Origin of the sequence: Paenirhizobium cremeum, assembly GCF_022884085.1 — a bacterium.
GTDB lineage: Bacteria > Pseudomonadota > Alphaproteobacteria > Rhizobiales > Rhizobiaceae > Allorhizobium > Allorhizobium cremeum.
In genome coordinates, this window is record NZ_JAGGCS010000021.1 from 11,951 (window position 1) to 31,564 (window position 19,614).

The window sequence follows — 19,614 nt, forward strand, 5'->3', positions numbered from 1 at the left end:
GATCAGGGTTTGGTCAAGGGATTGGCTTTTTCTCCTCTCTTGTGTGCTGCGGCAGCCGAGCTGGCTTTGAAGCGGAAGCTGTCATTCCCGGTTTCCAGGATATGGCAACGATGGGTCAAACGATCGAGCAGGGCGGTCGTCATCTTGGCGTCGCCGAAGACGGTTGCCCATTCGCTGAAGCTGAGGTTGGTGGTGATCACCACGCTGGTCCGCTCGTAGAGCTTGCTCAGCAGATGGAAGAGCAGCGCCCCGCCGGACGCGCTGAAGGGAAGATATCCCAGTTCGTCCAGGATCAGCAGATCGAGGCGAACCAGCGTCTCGGCGATCTGGCCTGCCTTGCCTTTGGCCTTCTCCTGTTCGAGAGCATTGACCAGTTCGATGGTCGAGAAGAAGCGGACCTTTCGGCGATGGTGCTCGATGGCTTGGATTCCAAGAGCGGTCGCGACATGCGTTTTGCCAGTGCCAGGGCCACCGATAAGGACAACGTTCTGCGCCCCATCCATGAACTCGCATCGGTGCAGTTGGCGCACGGTGGCCTCGTTGATCTCGCTGGCGGCGAAGTCGAAGCCGGAGATGTCTTTGTACGCAGGAAAGCGGGCAGCCTTCATATGATAGGCGATGGAGCGGACCTCGCGCTCGGCCATCTCGGCCTTCAGCAACTGGGATAGGATGGGCACAGCCGCATCAAAGGCGGGAGCGCCTTGCTCGATAAGGTCCGTGACGGCTTGGGCCATGCCATACATCTTCAGGCTCCGCAGCATGATGACGACGGCAGCACTTGCGGGGTCATGACGCATGGCGACCCCCTGCGATCCGGGCGCGTAGGCCATCATAGCGTTCGACATTGGCCTTGGGTTCACGCAGCAAGGTCAGCGCCTGTGGCGTATCGATGTCGGGACCATCGATTGTCTTGCCGTCGATCAGCCGATGCAGCAGGTTCAGCACATGCGTCTTGGTCGCCACCCCCGCATCCAAGGCCAGTTCCACAGCCCTGAGGACGACCTGTTCGTCGTGATGAAGGACAAGGGCAAGGATATCGGCCATCTCACGATCACCGCCGGGGCGGCGAAGCATCTGATCTTGCAACTGTCTGAAGGCCAGCGGTAATTCCAGGAAGGGTGCACCATTGCGCAGGGCACCGGGTTTGCGCTGGATGACGGCAAGGTAATGTCGCCAGTCGTAAATCGTTCGCGGCGGCTTGTCGTGGCTGCGCTCAATGATCCGCTCATGCTCGCATAGGACATTGCCCTCGGCCGCAACCACCAGTCTCTCGGGATATATCCGCAGGCTGACGGGCCGGTTAGCAAACGATGCTGGCACGCTGTAACGATTACGCTCAAAGGTGATCAGGCATGTCGGCGAGACGCGCTTGCTCTGCTCGACGAAGCCGTCAAACATGGCGGGGAGCGACATCAATGCTGCCCGCTCATCAGCCCAGACATCCGCGATCGTGCCGGACAAGGTTCCATGCGCCGTCTCCCGCCATAGGTCCTGGCAATGCTGTTCCAGCCAGTCGTTCAACGCCGCCAAATCGGGAAAGTCCGGCATCTGTTGCCACAAGCGTGGTCGGGCATCCTGGACGTTCTTCTCGACCTGACCTTTCTCCCAACCTGCCGCTGGATTGCAGAACTCGGGCGCAAAGACATAATGGTTCGTCATCGCCAGGAAGCGGATGTTGACCTGCCGCTCCTTGCCCCGGCCTACGCGATCGACCGCGGTCTTCATGTTATCGTAGATGCCGCGGCCAGGTACGCCGCCGAACACACGGAAGCCGTGCCAGTGGGCGTCGAACAGCATCTCGTGCGTTTGCAGCAGGTAGGCCCTGACCAGAAACGCGCGACTGTGTGATAGCTTGATATGTGCGACCTGAAGCTTCGTGCGCTCGCCGCCTACCACGGCATAATCTTCACTCCAATCGAATTGGAATGCTTCGCCTGGGCGAAAGGATAGCGGAACGAATATGCCGCGGCCCGCTTTTTGCTGCTCAGACCGCCAGTCACGGGCGAATGCGGCGACCCGACCATAGGAGCCGGTAAAGCCGAGAACCACCAGGTCCGCATGAAGCTGCTTCAGCGTTCGGCGCTGCTTGCGCGACCTCCCGGCCTCGGTCTTCAGCCAGCCAGCAAGTTTGTCGGCATAGGGATCAAGCTTGCTCGGTCGTTCCGGTACCATGAACGTCGGCTCGATCGTACCAGCGCTCAAATACTTCGCGATCGTGTTGCGTGACAGCCCGGTGCGCCGGCTGATCTCCCGGATCGACTGCTTCTCGCGCAGCGCCATCCGACGGATGATGTTTAAAAGTCCCATGTGGATCACTCCGTTGCCCCCGTCGCTCACCGCGTTGGGGGGAAGGTTCACATGGCTCAATTCTCAATGGAAATTATGCGCCTAACCGGCTCAGTTCTGCGTGGAAACCAACACTGCAGCAGGACTACCCGGGCGTTTTCGATTCAGCGAAATATGTCGACGTCGGGACCGGCTGGCTCCCGCTCGTCCGCGATTTCGTCCGCGAGGCGCTGCCGCATGATCCGAGCTTGAGCGTGCACGAGATCAAGGAAAAGTGGGGCACCATGCGGATCTGGTGCGACACCCCTGTGGTGGCTGCGCGGCTCGCGAAGGGTAAGGCGGAGGCCAAATCGGCGATCACATGCGAGATCTGCGGTGCCGAAGGCTGGCTGCGCAGACCGCCGCCGGGAAGGTGGGCGTGGTGGCGGACGCTGTGCGAGGATCACGCGTCTCCGGATCAGGCGGAGTGGGGCCAGTCGACACGCTGGAACTCTGGCACGATGCAGGTCGGTGGTCAATGGTACGAGTACGACAGGGAGAGCGACACCCTGGTACCGATCCCGACGCCGGAGCGATTTCGATGAGAAGTTGGGATGATCTAAAAGCGCGGTATCCGCGGCTGCTGCGGCCGGACTTTGGGTTTCAGTGCGAGATCGGCTGGATCGGGATCCTCGACCGCTATTTCGAAGTGATCCAGCGCGAGATGCCGGAGGGCGCGGTCTACGAAGTCGGGCAGATCAAAGAAAAATTGGGTACGCTGCGCATCTACGACAGCTCGTACGGCGAGACGCTGTCGTCCGTTCGCGCCGTGACAGAAGCACATCGCCTGGCCGAAGCTAGGAGCCTGCACACTTGCGAATATTGCGGCCGCCGCGGTCGTTTCCGGAGGCGGCGCTGCTATCTGACGGTCACATGTGAGGAGCATGCAACGCAACATGGCGTCTACGCGGTGCCGGAGGAGCCCGAGCCGCGCGACTACCGACAGACCGCAGACGGCTGGATCGTCTACGACCCCGACGTCGATGCTTTCGTCAACGCGGAGCCGCCAGAATGGGCCACGTGACAGCAACGAAACCTCGTTCCCGACGCCGGAGTTTGGGCGTCCGCGGCATCGCATACGAGGGGATGGATGCCGAGACGCTGATCTGCGAGGCGGTCCACCGCTTCGAGCACATCGAGAACGTCCTCGACATCGACTGGCAGCCGGACGCGGCGACGTGCCAGCGCGTTGGGTGGCATCTTGTATCGCAGACAGGCAGCGCCTTCCGCATCGGCCACCGTTTGCTGAAGCTATCGTCTCCAAGCTGCCCTCTGATGCCGCCGCCCGAGTTCCGTCTGTGCCGCGAGATCGAGCCGACTGCGGACGAGATGTTCGACGCCGGGTGGATGCAGGATTGGCAGCTACTGCTCTGGCAAAGCGGAGACGTTCCCGCCCAGTGGCAGGTCGGCGGCATGCTCTACAGCCGCGACGGTGTCGGCAGGAGGTGGCTGCGGCTGCTGTATCTCCATCGAGACAAGGCAATGGCGCGAACGGACGATGGCTGGATCCGGCTGGGCAGGCGGCTGCACAGATGATTAATCGCGAACGGCAGAACGCTACCGAGCGCAACACGAACTGATGTCGAAAATAAACGACAAACAGGTGGACAATGTCGGATATTACCGTCGCCAACGGGTGGCAGCACATCCTCCAGGAAGCCGTTGAGGAAGCTAGCAAGCTTCCGGAGGAATGGTGCTTCGAGATCGTGTCGGCTGATCGCGTCGACGGCGCACTGAAGCTATCGGCCCAGTACGTCTCCGGCGATATCCCGCTGGACGACCACCTGCCGCCGGATCGCAAGCTCCCGCATCCATGGAGGGCGATGATGCGGATCCGGGATAGGGCCCGCGAGAAGTCGCTGGCAACGTGCGAGTGCTGCGGCCGTCCGGGCACGCTGGTCGGTGCTGACGAGGAAGCGCGCGTGCGGTGTCGGCTGCATGAGTATGTTTTGGATGCGGTCGGTTGGAGCGGGACGGCATCGACGGGTTACATGTTCGACAACCCCGAGGCGGCGATGGCACATTTCCTGAAGGACTACGGCGATGGCCTTGACATGATGCAGGAGCTGTTGGCGCAGCAGGGGCGATATAAACATGACCCGCTTGATGGCTCCGAGTGAGCCTCAAGCCGGCCTATGCTCCTGGATCGTTTCCAGATCAGCCTCAATCAAGCCGCGTCATCGATATCGTCCTCCATGTCGCTCCAGTCGATCGGTGGATGTCCGAAGACGATCTCCCACAGCTTCATGCTGGCCTCGCGCGTCGACGTGTAGGCAGAGCTGCAATATCCGCCCTTGCCGAAGACGGTCGCTCCGAACTCGAATCCCTCATCTACGGCATGCCCAAAGAATTCGATGCTCGGATATCGGTGCGCCAATGTGGCGAGTACGCCCTCGGGAACCGCCCAGGCGGTAAGGAACATCGCCACGATGTGCTGATCACCGACTTTTACGAGCTGTGAGCACCATGCTTTGGATTCAGTGCCCCAGTGCGTTTCACGCCAATCGCTCACATCCAGACCGGTGTCCTGAGCTTCAGCTTGCTTAGCCTCGATGCTGCCGCTAACCGAGGCATGCTCCCCAATTGACTGAGCCACGGGGTGGGGCAGGACGCGCTCGAAGTCGAGAGCGAGAACAGTGTCCTCATTCGTCAGCAATTTCTCGCCGAAATCGGTGAATGCTGATCTGTTGTCGATCGTCTCGCGCGTGAAGCACTCATCGATCATACGTTGTATCTCATTCTTCGGACCACGGAACTCTATCCGGTTACCAACCCAACTCGGCATGTACCTCTCCATGAATTTTACCAAATAGCGGCGTGAAGCACCTGGTGGCTGAGCGCCCATCCTTGATCACTTCCGGCCATTCGAGCGCAGGTGCGACTTGCCGCTCATCAAAGGCTGTCGTGCATTCAGCCGGCGTGCAAGCGGGTACGGGAGGTTTCTTCAGCAGATCGCGGAGAAGCTTGTACGAAGCTCCACAGCCGTGGACGTTCCAAAGAAGCAGCTTGAAGCGTGACCGCTAGACGCCGCCAACGTAATCGTCGTTCGTGGACGTCCTCGATGAATAGCTCCGGATGCAGCCGGAGCCGACACATCTTCCGCATTGCCGACACCAAAGGAGCCGCAACTGTCGCTGACGATCTTCGACTACAGCAAAGGTCTACCGCAGCACGTGATCGGCTGCCTTGAGCCGACGACGCTATGAGATCAGCGATCCCCTTTAGGATGATCAGTTCTCCGGGCGTTGCACGCGATCGTAGCTCGCGCCCCTGGCTGCAGGGGATGAGCCCCCCGCTTGTCTCTACCGGCTCCTGAAATCTCCGATTCACAACCCGGAAGTAACGGGGAGAAGACTCATTCCTGTCAAACGTTCTCGTGTGGATTGATGATCGCGTTCAATCGAGGAAGATCGGCCCTCCGCATCATCCGCCGCATCATTTCCAGGTTGCTTTCCCTCTTGTCGTAGCCTTGCCGCACAAGAAGCCGCTGAGCTCCGGCGACGACATCTCGCAGCGTAAACTCGTTCTCCTCCGGATCACGCAAGCTGCTGGCCAGAAACACCGAAAAGGACGCGGCGACCGCGCGGTCGACGATGGATGCCTCCGGTCGGCCGGTAGAGCGTCGTCGCTGTCGCCAACGCTCCGTTCGAAGTCGCCTCTGCTCGTTGTCTGGGTTTGCTCGCCGCGGCATCGTTGTTCTCCTGTGCATCCAAGGGGACCACTACGTGATGCAAGTCACAAACAGCGCCCGTCACTACCCAAAATAATTTGCGGCAAATCGAGATGAATTGCCAGCAAGTGTTCTCGCCTTTCCCGCAAGTGCTGCCACAGGCACGCAAGGCTCATCTTCCGCTCTCCGACCGGCACCACGGTCGACATGCTCATTTCGCGGCGAGGCCGTGACGAAGGCGCGGAACGCGGCAGCCTCCTTGTCGATCAGATCGGTGAATTTACGCGGTACCGACGAATGCGGAGGGTGCCCGTCCAGAAGTGCCTTGTTGACCGCCCAGACCCAGACCTGAATTGTGGCGAGGTTCTGCAAAGCTGGCGGCTGCAACCCGGCAAGCAACAGGCTCTTGTCGACCTCGGGCGGCAATCCGAACCAGAAGCTGTATTCATCGGCCGCCTCGCTCAACTCCTCGTCCGAGGGCATTGACGATCTGAGAGCGACCTCGGCCCCGGTCCGGCTGACCCGGATGCACAGCCGGCCACCCTCCGGATCTGATGCCGGAACGTCAAGAACCCCGACCAGTCGGGACAATTCGCTGGCGATGCGGGTTCCAAAGGCAAAGATGATGTCGGCGATCCCGCTGGCCAGGTGGTAAATTTGCTCGGGCGATCGGGTGGCGGTTGCTGTCGGCGTCATGGATGGCTCCTGGTCTGTGATGGGTAATGCGAATTTGGCGCGACCGAATACGGACTCGGTCAGGCTGCCGCGAAATTCGAAGTTGGCACTGCGGGGTTACCTGTGACGGGAGATGTTTTCCTCGAAAACTATCGAGCACGTCGCTTTCTGGACGATCCGTGAGACCGGATCTTCGTCACCAAGCTCCCAATCGCTGCCTTCGAGAACATGGCGAACCATCATCCCGGCGCTGTCGATGACGCCTGCATATTCCAGCCGCAAACTAAAGTAATAGGCCGCCTCGACCGCGCGCACGACGTCCGACGTCTCTGTGGCAAAGAGGGAAGGGGCGGTGACGATCGACACCTCTTTCAGGAGTTCATCGAGATACCCCAGCAACTGCGGGCGGATTTCCAGGATCGCTTCGCTCAGGTCCAGACTATCGCTGGGCTTCTCGAGATCCGGCTCGAATGCTTTTGCGATCCCGAGTTCGCGGCAATGCCAGACATCGCTGTCATAGGGATGCTGCCGCTCGAGGTGGTCGAGCCAGATATAGGATTCACTGTCGTCACCCCATGCATGGATGCAGGTGCCATCGCGTTTATTGGTATATTCCCACCAGGACTGGCAGGTGAGTTCCTCGGGTGCAATCTCGAGATAGCCGTCAGGGTCTTCCTGCTTTCGTTGCGCGATGAAGGCAACGGCTTCGTCGTTTCGAGGACACGCGCGACCGGGTGATAGTCGTTGGAGTTCTGAACCATATAAAGCATCTTCTACCCTTTCAGGCTGATGGAAATCCGGGAGCGGGGCAGGCGTGCCGCGTGGAGACGGACGTCAGGAGCCACCGATATCAAAAGGCTGTCCGGCTTATGGACGGGGCACAAGCGGGGGAGGGCGGAAAAATCGCCACCGTCAAATCTGCTGTCACCCGTTGCGAAACAAACCGCCGGGCAGCCGAGGAGAGGGGACAAGCCGACTGTGGACAAGGCCACCAATAATTCCTCGAATACACATTCGATGGGTGGCGAGGCTCTTGCGACAGCCCGGGGACAAGTACTGCGGATCACCCGACCCGGAACAGCGGAACCTTCGTCTCGATCGGCTGATGGATCGGCCCCTTGTGATGTTCGGGGATCCACGTCCGTCGCCGTTCCTGGCGACCCTTTCCGCAGGCGACGTTCTTGAAATACCCCGCAACCACGATGTGCTTCGACAGTGCCTTGCCGGAGGCGTTCGCACGCAATGCTCCGGCATCACGCTGTTCGGCGGTCAGCCGCTCGACGCGGAAATGGAATCCCGGATATGTATCGGCGACCTCAGTCGCAAGGCAGGAAGGATCGCTGCTCTGTTCTGTCTGTCGCCGTGAGGTGGACGCGGAACTCCGGGCGGAACAGGAAATACACGCCAGACAGGCATGAACCAGGCGCGTCAGCTCGTCGCAGATCCTGGTCCAGTCCGCGATCACGGGAGCCTTGCCCGCAAAGATGACGTTGGTATACGGCTCGGCGATACCCCTCGTGACATACCAGCTCACGACACAGGTCTCGGCGAATTCTCCGGTCGGCTCAAGCACCGCCGACCACTTGAACCGCTGAGCGTCCACCGTCGTGATGATGACCATCCGGGCGCCGACCTCGCCTGATGAGAGGAACGTCTCATGCGGGAACTCGACATAAGTGCTTTCGCGTGTCTGCAGGACCGCCGTGGCGGCCGTGATTTCGTCCGATGAACACGCATCGCCCAATGTCGGCTTCAGGAAGCTCCGATCCACGACAAAGGCTGCCGCAGTGTGAGCCAGATCGGGGAGGAGGAACGGCGCCAGCCGGCGAATGTAATCCAGTTTCGCCCGTTCGGTCGCGGCCGCGTCCCAGTCTCCGTCAACCTTGTCGAAATTCGCCGACAGCAACGCGTCACGAACCGTGTCGAAAAACACATCCCGCCTGATCGCCGCTCGCGTCTTGCCGCGAGCCTGACGGTCGTTCAGTTCACGACGGGTCAGCGTGGTCTTGAGGTCGATATTGTTGATCGACGCAGTTACAAAACCTTTGATGTAGAGTTCCATGATCGCTCCTTAACGCACAACAGGTCCGGCTGATCAGGACCCTGCAGATGATCGCGAGGAGCGTCAAACCGGAATTGTTGCCGGTGATATGCGGGGGTCATCCGCAAACCCTGGCCGGCCGGTTTCAAGCCGGGCCGCGGCGGGGAGGGAGCGTACGGGGTAGCTGCGCTCCAGTGCCATCATCATGCTACGCGAAAGAGGGCAGTCCGGGTGACGGTGATGTCACCCGGACATTTTTATGCACCGCCACGTTGAGCGGCCGTCGGATCAGGCCAGGAGGTGTTCGGGATATGCCTCGGCTTCTTCTTCCAGCCGATCGCGAATTTCGAGATACGCCTGGCTCGGATGATAGCGTTTGGCAGGGGTGTTCAGCGTCCTCGTCTTCTTCCACGCTGCATTACTTGGCGAGCGCTTCATTGGTTGTGCGACTTCATTTTCGTAGTCGATCGTCACCCCGGTCAGAGCCGCGTAAAGTGCTAGCCCCACGACGCGCGCCATCACAGGCGGAAGCGCGTTACCGATCTGCCGTTTGCGATCCTGTGTTGCGCCCGTGAACACCCAGTCGTCCGGGAACCCTTGTAGTCTCGCCGCCATCTTGAACGTCAAGGCAAAAGGCGCATCTTTTGGATGATCGCGATCGGGTGCAGACTTTGCGAGCTTGTTCGGAATGATCTGCAAGGATCCGAAACGATCGTCGCCGTGCTTGAAGAACGATGTCGAGCCAGATTTTTTTGACCCGCCGATCAGAGTGTAGATCGGCCGGTCCACGCGCCTCGCCCACGCTTCCGCATGCGGCCAGCCATTGGCGGCAACCAGATCAAGCAACGCCTCTCCCATCGATCTGCGCATCAACGGCATTGCCTCGGGCAGCTGGAAGCGTCGCAACGATCCCTCCCTGAACCCGACGAACGCAATCCGCTCGCGCATCTGCGGCAGTCCGAAATCGACGCCCTTGATCGTGAACAGGCGGCTTTCGTAACCGAGGCGTTGATATCGATCATGCAGTTCGGCGCGGTAATCCGTGTGCCTGTTCTCCTTGAAGCCTTCAACATTCTCGAAATAAAACGCCCTTGGCCTCACCACATCGATGATATCGACAGCAGCGGAGAACAGGTCGCGCTCATCCTCGCGGCCAAGCCGATCGCCGGCACTGGAAAAGCCCTGGCAAGGCAGACCGCCAGCGACCAGATCCACACCTGCGTAGCGCCGGAAATCGACCTTCGTCAGATCTCCTTCAACCACTTCACCCAAAAAGTCGTTGCGGCGCAAGGTCTGTGCGGCATGCTTGTCAGCCTCGAACAGGGCCATCGCATCAAAGCCGGCGGCGTGAAGCCCCAGAGCCGCCCCGCCCGCACCGGCACAAAGCTCGATGGAACTCAGGCGGTGCTCCGGATCGCGATATGGCGCGGGAACGGCGGCCGGTTTCGGGCGCGGGACGATATTCCACGGATAGGATTTGCCGCAAAGCCACAGAATGGCATCGACGTAATAGCGATCGACCAGCCCGGGCTCGTTTCCGTAGGGGCGAGGATCGTCAGGATCTTCCGACCAGGGTTCGAAGACACCGCGCGCAATATCCGACAGGGCGGCATGCGCGCGGGCAAGCCGCGCATCGTCCGTCATGCCCGTATAGCAGTCATTATCCCATATCTTGGGAAGGCTTGCCGTATCGAACATGCCGGTGAAATCGGCAACGGCTCGTGCGGCAATCTGCGTAAGCCGCGCCATCCTGGCATCGATATCCTTGCTCTCTTCAGGTTTGATCGATCGCTCATCGGGAAACATATACTTCAGATGCAGGTCCAGGAGTTCACCTGCAAAGGACACATATTGCGCCCGGAACATGGTGAGTGACTGATCCGTCCTGCGGCGGGCAGTCTGGCGAAGGTAGGCAGCCTGACGCTTGCGCTCCAGTTCTGCCGATGATGACGGCTTCTCGTCCCGAGTCAGGGCGAGGATCTCACGGCTGCCGAGCAGCGTGCCGGAGCGGATCTTCTCGGCGGCTTTGGTCCGTACCGAGCCCGGCTGGCGCGAAAGCGTCTTCAGCGTCGAGAACGGCATGGAAAGCTTGCCCAACGCATCACGCTCGTCGGCCGGCAGCCTGGCGAGTGCGATATAGCCCGCGGCGTCGGCTCCGAACAGGCCCAGTTCACGTACCAGATATGCCTGAAGCTTGCTGGCCGGCGATACGGTGGCGATTTCGGCGAGGATATCGGCAATCGCGAATGTTGCCTTCCGGATCGTCTTCGACTGGTTCCTCAGCTTTTCGTTGACCCCCTTCCAGAACGCTCCGTCCGCCTGCTGCACTGCTTCAATCTGCGTCATGACCACTCCCGAATTCATCTGCAACGCAGACATAGGAAATCAGCCGTTTAAGATGCGCGAACAGGAATGCTTAATGAAATCAATCGGCAATGGCTTCAATTCGGCCGATTTCGGTGAGCGTCGCGAGCCACACCAAAAAAGTTGCCATACCCGCTAGACGTGCAGCGCGATGCCGGGCAGGTTGCCTTCGTCATCAACAGTCTGGAGTTAGACATGACCGCCACGCCATACCTCAAGCCCTCCATCCGCGACAGTTTCGGGCCTCTCGCGAAGATGCAGGACGATCTCACCGATGGATCGATCAACCCCGTGACGCCGGTTGCGGACCTCGTTAAGCGTTACGAGACCGATGCGTTCAAGGTCAAGCATGCGTTGCGCAAGGCACTCATCTATCACGGCGTATGCAACGGGCAGGTTCTGGTCATGCTCGATCCGGGCGAGACCAGGGTACTCGCCGTCACATCGGATCCTGTAGAAGAACTTGGCACGGCGGAGATGGCGGAAGCCGGGACCCGGCTTGTGGCGGAAATTCTGAGCAACCCGGGACAGAGCGGGATCACGAACAAGGCCGTTGGATTGAAGAATGCTCCGATGCGCTGCCCGGTCTACAGCATGCCGGCATTTGACTACCGTGTGGTCCACGGCGCGCATGTGGCGGCCGTCGGCAACTACGTCTGTGACATTGCGGTACCGCTGTAGGCGTCGAGCCTGGTCGTGGGCTTACGCAGGATGATTAGCGATCCGTGCCTCGGGCGCATCAAAGGCTCCGCCTGAGACTTCAACCACATGGGCGGAGCTCATTACTTGGATTATTGCGGCGCCGCCCATTCATCATTCCAGGTCGCATGTCAGGCGGCCGAACGGATGTCCGTCTCGTTGAAATCTTTGCCCTTGCACAGCAATGGTACGCCGAAATCCTTCGCAAACGCGTAGGCAAAACAGTCTCCGAAATTCAACCCGGCTTTGTGTCTGCCCTTGCCAAGAAAGAATGCCTGCCGGGCCAAATGGCCCTGCTCGACGCTCACCGGCTCGATGCCGATCGCTGCACGGCGGACGAAGGCATCGGCCTGCCTCATGCCTTCCGGCCCGAGTTGCCTTTCGATCACCATGGATAGTTCCAGATAGTTTTGCCACGCTGTTCCGGGTGGTCGCAGAATCGTGGATCAGTCGCGTGAACGCGACGGCTTCCGGCTCGCTGCAAAGGATCGCCACAATGGCGGATGTATCGACAGTCATTTCGGCAGGCCGTTCTCATCATAGAGGAGTTCAGCGTGATCGGTATAAGGCCGCTTCAAATGAACCGCGGCCCCTGTCGGCGATCGCCACAAGCTCTTCAACTGAAGCCCTACCTCTCTGTTTTCAATGTGCGCATATCGCTGACGCAGAGCATCTATCACGAGCCTTTGGACCTGTTGGCTACAATGACAGTCCACTTTTTTTGAACCCAGAAATCCCGGAACGGCCCCTCCGCCGGTGACGTTCTGAACCCGGAAATCCCGGGTCGATGACGACGCGACAGCTTGTTCAGTCCTCCGAACTTAAATCGACATGAATCGGAAAATCCAAGGTTCGGCAGCTTGCCTCACGCTCCGCCGCAACAGTCTGAGTTCCGCGAAGAGCGATACATGCGCCCTCCGTCAAACAACGTGACAACGCCAATCCTGTCATTCCGCGATCCGGCCATCGGTGACAAGGGGCAATCCGGGCAAAGTCGGCGGCAGACCAAAGGAGATAACCCGGGTAGAGGGAAGATAGACGTCAGGTCTTCGAATGCCGGACAGGCAATTTCGACGGAACGGTTTCACTCCCCGGCCAGCGGGCGCTCCAAACTTCACGCTGTGATGCGAGGCCCGAGAGAGCCAAAGGGCCGTCGAGATCGCTATCCGTGTACTCTCTTAGAGTATCCACCGGTGATCGGCACACTCCGCCCTTCCGTCGTCACGGGTTGTCAATGTCTTTGGACTTCATCCTGACCGGAATACCGATTGTTCCGGCTGCATTGCAGCACTCCGGGGACCGCGAATTCGGCGATGAATTCTCCGACTACAACATTGGAACAAGCCGTTTCCCTGGATCCGACGTCGCGCAAGATCTTATCAAAATCTCCGGCGGTCATCGCCTTCTGATCAATACCGGATCGTCTTCCTCGCCCTCATCCGCGGCATGGTTGGTTGCCATTCGGACAGCCTGCCATGCTGTCGCCGCTGCCGTTATTCCAAAATCCTCATCCATCCAACGGACAAACGTTCTCGTGCCCATCAGCGTTATGTCGGCACGTACTGCCCGTACCGCATCACGGCCGTTGCGATCATCCATGACAACAATAATCTCTTCATGCTGCGCGAGGGCCGATTTGAAGTCCTGGACAGCCGAAAACGCGCTGCGTTCTCCCCGATCCGTCCAATCGGGATGCAAGTCTTGAGGCTTGCCGGCCCGCTCCCAGCATTTCTCGCTCATACCGTCGACCTTCGGTCGTCGCGAGAACCTTGATTCGATATCGGTTGCGTTTCAGCCACTGAGCCACATAGGCCCGATCATCTCGCCGCTGGTCTTGTCCTTCACCAGGGTCACGGACGGCTTCGGCGATCACCATATCGGTTATCATCACCTCACATCCGGGCTCAAAGAACCAATCCAGCGCCTCGATGCTACCAAGGAGGGATAGAGGCGTGTTCTCCATGATCAAAAAACGTGGCGACCTCTGATCTTCTGTTTGCGGCTTGTCGATCATCGCCTATCCCCGCTGAACAGGCTTCTAACCCTGTCCAGCTCGACCTCGACCGCATCGTCATTGACACCGTTGATCGCCTCCTCGGACATCTGGGCCGCGACGTGCCTGAAGTCGCTCACGTCGTAGCCGAGAGGATCTGGAACATGGCGAACGACCACAGGTCTGCGGAGGATAAGCGCGGCTGGGATCGGCTCGTGGGCCATGCGATTGAGGCGGCAGAATTCTTCGACGGACAGCATGACGTTTCGGGGCTTTCCACGAGACGTCACCACGACACCCTCCCGTGATGCTGCCCGTTGAACGTCGCCGTTCTGCCGCTGCAAATCGACCGAGGTGAAGGTCTGCATAGGAGCATCTCCACAAATTCATGTTTTATGTATTTTATCGCGACGTGTGGCGTGGGCAAATATCTTGTCCAAAATTCCGCCTGCCCAGGCTACATCCGCCCACTCCACGACCCGACCGTCGGCGACAGGGGCAAGCTGGACGGGACAGTTCCACTTCCCGGCCGGCCGGCGCTCTACCCCTCACGTCGGATGGCGAGGCACGAAAGAGCCGAGGGATCGGCGAAATCGCTGTCCGTGTATTTTCTTAGAGTATCCACTGGTGATCAACGCAATCTACCCTGCCGCCGTCACGGGTTGTCAACGGGTTCGGCCACCATCCTGATCCGAAAACTGCCCGTTCCGGCTACATCGTGGCGCCGCGCGATCAAAAAATGTCTCCTGTCCGCACCGAATGCCTCTTGTCATCTTCGCCTCGACGCCGAACCATCAAAGGGGAGAGAGGAGGATCCATGCCCGCACCGCGATTTTCGAACTTCAGGACACGCCTCGAACGGAGAGCAGCCCGTCCGGGGACCGGTGCCAGCAGGGTTGGCGTGCGCGGAAACCTTGCCGCAGTCCTTGATCCGAAGTCCGAACAGGCAGCGGACATTTCCGTCGAGCGTGCGGCCGTGCTGATCAGGACGCTCCGCTACGCCGGAACTTGCGATAGCGCGGAATCTGCAGGAGCGGTGACGGAAACCTTGGGCGCAAAAACAATCGCGCTTTATGAGCACTTGATGGCACATGCACGGCGAAAGTTGGTCGAGCAGACCGAGTTCACGGTGCCATTTTCCTCTGTGAGGGCTTTCCTGCAGGTCACGCGGACGGCCAGGATCAGGGAATATATGGCCGATCTCACCAACACACGGGTGAGCTACAACTTCATGGCCAGAGACGGAGTTGAGCCAGGCCGGCGGCATGTCCGATTGCTGCAATGCTCCGAGGACGTTGACGCTTCTGGAGAACGTTGCATCCGATATTCTCTGCCCGACGTCGTCCGGCAGGCGATCCTCGCCGCGAAGGGATACACCTGGCTCGAACTCGCTCCCTTCGCCAAGTTTTCCTGCAAATACGCCGCTCGGCTTTATCCTGTCCTGGCCCTTCGCGCCGGCATGTCCTTCGAACGGCCACATCCGATCAGCGTCACTCCGGAAGAACTTGCCGACCAGCTCGGCTGGTCATACGAACCGGGAAAGTTCAAATTCTCGAATTTCGAACACCGCTGCCTGCTGCCGGCGCTGGCCGATATCAGTCTTCACGTGCGCCGTTTCCAGGTGATCGCTTATGACCGGATCGAGGCGGACACCCGCGGACGTCCGGTCACCCGGATCCTCCTCACCGTTTCAAAGGCCAGCAGACCCCTCTCGGAGCGGCGAAAGGCCGAGGTTTCGTCGCAGCAGGTCACGATCCTGAAGGCGCTGATGATCCGACGCGGCATGGATCTGGAAAAAGACCTGCCGCCGATCGGCATGCTCGCGAGGGCTGCCACCGTGCTCAACACCGACGTCATCGAGACGGCAAAACGCTGGGCCGATGCCCTCGATCGCGCCCGCGAATCCCCGGCGCTCAGCGTTGGACAAACCGTCCTGTTCGACGGCAGTGAACTGATCGCCGCTCTCGAGCACCGCGGCGTCGGACATGCTTTTGAATTGTGGATGCGGGATCCCGAGGAGCCTTCTTGTGTTTCCGGCAGATACGATCTGCGGAACCTTCCACCGCTCGATCCCGACTATGTCGAAGTCGAGATGGAACCCGATGCCGGCAGATCCACACGCGATGTGCTCAAGGACTTCATCAACTCGGTTTGTGATCCCGTGTAGCGTACCCGTCATCCGATCGGATGACATTTGCCCTTCGCTGATATTTTCTCGTCTGACGTCCATTTTTAGGGCTCACAGCCGCTCCGGGTCCCTATACAAGGATCCGGAACAAGGACTACACCGATGACCGCAGGACTCCGAATAGACCGAATAGCCGCCTGACCCCTTGGCGGGGCACCGCTTTCGCATGTCTGTTTCCGGAGTCTTTGCATGTCTTGCTTCACGGCAAAATATTACACCGCCGATCTGCACCTCGGCCACCACGGAATTCTCCGTCACTGCCCGGCGACCCGTTCGTTCGACACCGTCGAAGACATGGACGCCAGGATCGTCGCCAACATCAACGAGCGCGTCGGTCTCGACGACATGCTCTACATTGTCGGTGATTTCGCATTGTCCGGCGACGCAGACTATGTCCGCCACCTGTTTCACCAAATCCGCGGTCGCAAGATCCTGATCCTGGGCAACCACGATCTCGACAGGCAGGGGCGCGTGAACAAGGTGATCCGCGATCTGCCATGGGATCGGCCGCCCTTGGCAGCACTTGAAACGACGGACGACGGCTGCCGTCTATCTCTGCATCACTATGCCTGCCGCACCTGGCCCGCCGCCCATCACGGCAGCTACCACCTCTATGGACATAGCCACGGCACCCTGCCGCCGCTCGGGCGCAGCCGCGATGTCGGTATCGATAGCCCGATCGCAAATTTTTCGCCGATGACTTTTGCCGAGATCCGGGAGACGCTCGATGCCTGACACTTTTCCGCTGCGGCCCGATGCCACCTGGTACAACCACCTCATTGCCTGCTACGGCGATGCCGTCCCGCCGATCAAGCATTTGCAGTTCCGTCGCGGCCTGCAGGTGATCGTCGATGACCTGCTTCATGATCTCGATATCGCCGACCGGTTTTGCGCCTCTCGCGTATACGGCATTACGACGCGGAATGCGGGGTTTGTCGTCATCGACATCCGATATTCCGACGGCGCCACCGAGGCCGACCGGCGGATGTGCAATCGTATCGTCGAGCGGGCACAGGAACGGCTTTGCGAGGCATGCGAACATTGCGGCAGGCCCGGCGAGATCATCGCAAAGACCGGGCTCGAAGCCCTCTTCGACGACCCGAACGCCGTGCTTGGCGATCGTTTTCTGTGCACCGAATGTCACCAGAACTGTAGCGGCCGATGACGTCCGAGCAGAAATTCGCGATCGGCTGGCTGGCGCTTATCACCGACCTGCGACTGACCCTGATGCGCGAGTTTCCGGGTCTTTCGGTGCTTGAGATGAACGGTGACCGCGGCTGGCTTCATGTGCGCTGCGACGATCGCGATCTGACACCCGCCGAGCGCACCCGTCTCGACCGGATGATCCAGGAATCCGTCACCCGGTCGCTGGCGACCTGCATGTCCTGCGGCTGCGGACACGGCCGCGACCGGGAAGGGCGTCGCGAGGTTACCTGTGATGCATGCGAAGCGGGATGTGACATGGGCAGTGCACCAAGCGAAGTCGACTTGGGATCGGCGCCGCTGATCGAGGGCTGGGAGCTTCAGGGAACGGTATTCTTCGGAGAAAGGCAGCAGATCCACGGGTGGTTTTTCCAGCATCCCTTGATCGGCGAAGGCCATTACGGGCACTCGTCGCTTGTCGTTGAGATCGACAAGAACATCCCGCCCCGTTGGGCACGTTGCGAAACGCGTATCTACCGGCTCGGCCGCAGCTACCGGCCGGCCGAGCGCGAGATCCGGCTGACGGCACACCGTCTGAGGCAGCAGCCTCTGGCGGAAGGCGAGGCGCCGGGTGGCAGCGCCGACGTCCAGGCCCTGTGGGATCTGCTGCAGGCGTCCGGGAACTACGAGCACGCGTGGCTGGCGAAACTCTGGCAGGCCTACCTCATGGAAAGGATGCACTGATGCCGATGATCGAGTATCCGCGCATCAAGCTTGACGATCTAGTCGAGGATTTCCCCGGCGTGTTCGATGCCGCCCGCGATGTCGACGTCGGGATCGGCTGGCTGCCGCTTGTCCGGGCTTTTGTCGGCGAAGCCCTGCCGCACGATCCGTCGCTGGCGGTTCTCGAGATCAAGGAGAAGTGGGGCGGAATGCGGATCTGGTGCGAGACGCCGGTTCTGCAAGCGAGGCTCGCAAAAGGCAAGGCCGAGATCAAGAGCGGCCTGACCTGCGAGGTCTGCGGTGCGGCCGGATGGATCCGGCGGCCGCCGCCGGGCCGCTACGCCTGGTGGCGCTGCGTCTGCGACAACCATGCCTCCGAGGACCAGCGATCATGGGGTGCACCGCGTCTCGGCCGGATGGACGGGATGATGCAGTGCCAGGGCGGCTGGTACCGCTACGACGAGAGCGCCGATGCGATGTTACCGAGCGAGCCGCCGGAAGGATGGAACCGATGACGGGCACATGGGACGACCTGAGGTCAAGATATCCGCGGCTGATCCCGGCAAGGTTTGGGTTTCAGTGTGAATTGGGCTGGCTGAGAATTCTGGACGAGTATTTCGTGGTCATTGATCGCGAGATGCCGGTGAGCGCGGCCTACGAGTTGAGGCAAGTGAAGGAAAAGCTCGGCACGCTGAGAATCTATGACTCTTCCTACGGCGAGACGCTTTCATCTGTCACGACGATCACCGACGCGCATCGGCTGGCCGAGGCCCGGTCCCTGCACACATGCGAATATTGTGGACGGCGCGGACGGTTTCGCAAACGCGACAGATACCTGACCGTCACCTGCGACGATCATGCGGTTCAGTATGGGATCATGGCGATCCCGGAAGAACCCGAACCGCGGGATGTTCGCCAGACGCAGGAGGGCTGGATTGTCTATGATCCCGATCGCGATGCGTTCATCCCGACGGAGGCACCGGACTGGGCATGATGAACGAATTGCTCCGTCGCCGCCGCGCAAGTCTTGGCATTGCGCGCGCCAGTGCCATCGAAACCATGGACCGCAAAGCCTTGCTGGCCGAGGCCATCCGCCGCTGCCCGGAAATCGAGCCCAACCTCGCGACCGACTGGGTCGCTGACGACGAGACCTGCCGGCGAGCGGGATGGCTGTTGGTCGAGCACACCGGGACGCTGTTTCATCTTGGTCGCCGGCTGCTGGAACTGTCGGCGCCCGGCGGGGCCTTGTTGCCACCGCTGGAGTTTCGCCTGTGCCGAAAGACCGAGCCCTCGGCAGCCGAACTGATCTCGGCGCCGCTGCTGGAGCCATGGTCGCTGGTCCTGTTCCAGAGCGGCGACCGGCCGGCCTGCTGGAAGCTCGGCGGCATCGTACATCATCCGGATCATCATCAGCTATGGGTGACGACCCGGCTTTTGTACCTGCATCGGGAAAAACAGATGGCCCACACGGAGGAGGGGTGGGTGCGGCTCGGACAGAGGATGTCCGGCATGAGGAAGACTTTTGAGGGAAGACAGGGATTGGCTTGCCGCGCATGAGCCGAACATGCGGCCAGGACCGCGCAGCATCGCTTGAGGGGTAAAATGACAAAACTCTGGAGCCAGTCCGACCAGCATTTCGAGATCTACGGAACGCCGCGGGAGTTTGCGGTTCCGCAGGCGGACATCGTCGCCAATCCGCAAGGTCATGCCGGTGAAAACCCGAACTTCAACCCGGGCCTTATCATCGAACTGTGAGAAACAAGCCGGGCCCAAACACCCGGCAACAGAGATGT

General features: G+C 60.2%; 25 protein-coding genes. 15 read left to right on the forward strand and 10 right to left on the reverse strand.

The features are described 5' to 3' along the window. Positions 1 to 2: 2 nt before the first annotated feature. Both istB and istA read right to left on the reverse strand, forming a co-directional pair. On the reverse strand, positions 3 to 797 hold the full coding sequence (gene istB / locus J5N58_RS24375) for an IS21-like element helper ATPase IstB (RefSeq protein ID WP_113426738.1): 795 nt from the start codon (positions 795 to 797) through the stop codon (positions 3 to 5). Beyond that, positions 787 to 2,307 (reverse strand): IS21 family transposase, encoded by a 1,521-nt coding sequence (gene istA / locus J5N58_RS24380; protein ID WP_244713797.1) that lies wholly within the window; start codon positions 2,305 to 2,307, stop codon positions 787 to 789. Before istA ends, istB begins: the two co-directional genes overlap by 11 nt. Positions 2,308 to 2,540: 233 nt before the next feature. Between istA and J5N58_RS24385 the strand changes: the two genes are divergently transcribed. From J5N58_RS24385 to J5N58_RS24400, 4 genes are all read left to right on the forward strand, one after another. After that, positions 2,541 to 2,870 carry a hypothetical protein gene (locus J5N58_RS24385; RefSeq protein ID WP_244713801.1) on the forward strand — a complete coding sequence of 110 codons (330 nt, stop codon included), beginning with the start codon at positions 2,541 to 2,543 and terminating at the stop codon, positions 2,868 to 2,870. Continuing rightward, the gene (locus J5N58_RS24390; protein ID WP_244713819.1) at positions 2,867 to 3,349 is read left to right on the forward strand and encodes a hypothetical protein; all 483 of its coding nucleotides are present in this window, start codon (positions 2,867 to 2,869) and stop codon (positions 3,347 to 3,349) included. The genes J5N58_RS24385 and J5N58_RS24390 overlap by 4 nt, the downstream gene beginning before the upstream one ends. A 62-nt stretch (positions 3,350 to 3,411) precedes the next feature. After that, entirely contained in the window at positions 3,412 to 3,861 is a 450-nt protein-coding gene (locus J5N58_RS24395) for a hypothetical protein (protein WP_244713822.1), read from the forward strand. A gap of 74 nt (positions 3,862 to 3,935) precedes the next feature. Then, entirely contained in the window at positions 3,936 to 4,445 is a 510-nt protein-coding gene (locus J5N58_RS24400) for a hypothetical protein (RefSeq protein ID WP_244713841.1), read from the forward strand. Between the two features lie 47 nt (positions 4,446 to 4,492). Here J5N58_RS24400 and J5N58_RS24405 read toward each other — a convergent pair whose 3' ends face one another. The 3 genes from J5N58_RS24405 to J5N58_RS24415 all read right to left on the reverse strand — a co-directional run bounded on the left by J5N58_RS24405 (position 4,493) and on the right by J5N58_RS24415 (position 6,691). Next, on the reverse strand, positions 4,493 to 5,110 hold the full coding sequence (locus J5N58_RS24405) for a DUF1281 family ferredoxin-like fold protein (protein ID WP_244713844.1): 618 nt from the start codon (positions 5,108 to 5,110) through the stop codon (positions 4,493 to 4,495). 579 nt (positions 5,111 to 5,689) lie between these two features. Continuing rightward, on the reverse strand, positions 5,690 to 6,016 hold the full coding sequence (locus J5N58_RS24410; protein WP_244713848.1) for a hypothetical protein: 327 nt from the start codon (positions 6,014 to 6,016) through the stop codon (positions 5,690 to 5,692). A gap of 63 nt (positions 6,017 to 6,079) precedes the next feature. Next, on the reverse strand, positions 6,080 to 6,691 hold the full coding sequence (locus tag J5N58_RS24415; RefSeq protein WP_244713852.1) for a hypothetical protein: 612 nt from the start codon (positions 6,689 to 6,691) through the stop codon (positions 6,080 to 6,082). Between the two features lie 207 nt (positions 6,692 to 6,898). Here J5N58_RS24415 and J5N58_RS24420 point away from each other — a divergent pair, with 207 nt between their 5' ends. Next, positions 6,899 to 7,408: a hypothetical protein gene (locus tag J5N58_RS24420; RefSeq protein WP_244713855.1), complete on the forward strand. Its 510-nt coding sequence runs from the start codon at positions 6,899 to 6,901 to the stop codon at positions 7,406 to 7,408. 325 nt (positions 7,409 to 7,733) lie between these two features. Here the strand turns inward: J5N58_RS24420 and J5N58_RS24425 are convergent, their stop codons facing one another. Continuing rightward, positions 7,734 to 8,732: a hypothetical protein gene (locus J5N58_RS24425; RefSeq protein ID WP_244713858.1), complete on the reverse strand. Its 999-nt coding sequence runs from the start codon at positions 8,730 to 8,732 to the stop codon at positions 7,734 to 7,736. Between the two features lie 267 nt (positions 8,733 to 8,999). Beyond that, complete coding sequence (locus J5N58_RS24430; protein ID WP_244713861.1) at positions 9,000 to 10,808, reverse strand: DNA cytosine methyltransferase; 1,809 nt, start codon at positions 10,806 to 10,808, stop codon at positions 9,000 to 9,002. A gap of 97 nt (positions 10,809 to 10,905) precedes the next feature. On the opposite strand from J5N58_RS24430, the gene J5N58_RS24435 reads away from it, so the two are divergent. Beyond that, entirely contained in the window at positions 10,906 to 11,214 is a 309-nt protein-coding gene (locus tag J5N58_RS24435; RefSeq protein WP_244713864.1) for a hypothetical protein, read from the forward strand. Positions 11,215 to 11,270: 56 nt separating this feature from the next. Beyond that, complete coding sequence (locus tag J5N58_RS24440) at positions 11,271 to 11,756, forward strand: hypothetical protein (RefSeq protein WP_244713867.1); 486 nt, start codon at positions 11,271 to 11,273, stop codon at positions 11,754 to 11,756. Positions 11,757 to 11,905: 149 nt separating this feature from the next. Here J5N58_RS24440 and J5N58_RS24445 read toward each other — a convergent pair whose 3' ends face one another. From J5N58_RS24445 to J5N58_RS24455, 3 genes are all read right to left on the reverse strand, one after another. Continuing rightward, a complete protein-coding gene (locus J5N58_RS24445) occupies positions 11,906 to 12,166 on the reverse strand; it encodes a type II toxin-antitoxin system VapC family toxin (RefSeq protein ID WP_244713870.1) in 261 nt (86 codons plus the stop codon). A 1,003-nt stretch (positions 12,167 to 13,169) separates the two neighbouring features. Continuing rightward, positions 13,170 to 13,514 (reverse strand): hypothetical protein, encoded by a 345-nt coding sequence (locus J5N58_RS24450; protein WP_244713873.1) that lies wholly within the window; start codon positions 13,512 to 13,514, stop codon positions 13,170 to 13,172. A 270-nt stretch (positions 13,515 to 13,784) separates the two neighbouring features. After that, entirely contained in the window at positions 13,785 to 14,135 is a 351-nt protein-coding gene (locus J5N58_RS24455; protein WP_244713876.1) for a type II toxin-antitoxin system prevent-host-death family antitoxin, read from the reverse strand. A gap of 449 nt (positions 14,136 to 14,584) precedes the next feature. Here J5N58_RS24455 and J5N58_RS24460 point away from each other — a divergent pair, with 449 nt between their 5' ends. From J5N58_RS24460 to J5N58_RS24495, 8 genes are all read left to right on the forward strand, one after another. Further along, positions 14,585 to 15,934, forward strand: a complete 1,350-nt coding sequence (locus tag J5N58_RS24460; RefSeq protein WP_244713880.1) for a replication initiation protein — start codon at positions 14,585 to 14,587, stop codon at positions 15,932 to 15,934. Positions 15,935 to 16,144: 210 nt separating this feature from the next. Beyond that, entirely contained in the window at positions 16,145 to 16,690 is a 546-nt protein-coding gene (locus tag J5N58_RS24465; RefSeq protein ID WP_244713883.1) for a hypothetical protein, read from the forward strand. After that, positions 16,683 to 17,120 carry a hypothetical protein gene (locus J5N58_RS24470; protein WP_244713887.1) on the forward strand — a complete coding sequence of 146 codons (438 nt, stop codon included), beginning with the start codon at positions 16,683 to 16,685 and terminating at the stop codon, positions 17,118 to 17,120. Before J5N58_RS24465 ends, J5N58_RS24470 begins: the two co-directional genes overlap by 8 nt. Further along, on the forward strand, positions 17,117 to 17,842 hold the full coding sequence (locus tag J5N58_RS24475; RefSeq protein ID WP_244713892.1) for a DUF6634 family protein: 726 nt from the start codon (positions 17,117 to 17,119) through the stop codon (positions 17,840 to 17,842). Before J5N58_RS24470 ends, J5N58_RS24475 begins: the two co-directional genes overlap by 4 nt. After that, positions 17,842 to 18,336: a hypothetical protein gene (locus J5N58_RS24480; RefSeq protein WP_244713895.1), complete on the forward strand. Its 495-nt coding sequence runs from the start codon at positions 17,842 to 17,844 to the stop codon at positions 18,334 to 18,336. Before J5N58_RS24475 ends, J5N58_RS24480 begins: the two co-directional genes overlap by 1 nt. Beyond that, entirely contained in the window at positions 18,333 to 18,815 is a 483-nt protein-coding gene (locus tag J5N58_RS24485) for a hypothetical protein (protein WP_244713898.1), read from the forward strand. Before J5N58_RS24480 ends, J5N58_RS24485 begins: the two co-directional genes overlap by 4 nt. After that, the gene (locus J5N58_RS24490; protein WP_244713919.1) at positions 18,812 to 19,378 is read left to right on the forward strand and encodes a hypothetical protein; all 567 of its coding nucleotides are present in this window, start codon (positions 18,812 to 18,814) and stop codon (positions 19,376 to 19,378) included. The genes J5N58_RS24485 and J5N58_RS24490 overlap by 4 nt, the downstream gene beginning before the upstream one ends. 45 nt (positions 19,379 to 19,423) lie before the next feature. Beyond that, positions 19,424 to 19,576 carry a hypothetical protein gene (locus J5N58_RS24495; protein WP_244713922.1) on the forward strand — a complete coding sequence of 51 codons (153 nt, stop codon included), beginning with the start codon at positions 19,424 to 19,426 and terminating at the stop codon, positions 19,574 to 19,576. The last annotated feature ends 38 nt before the right edge of the window (positions 19,577 to 19,614 follow it).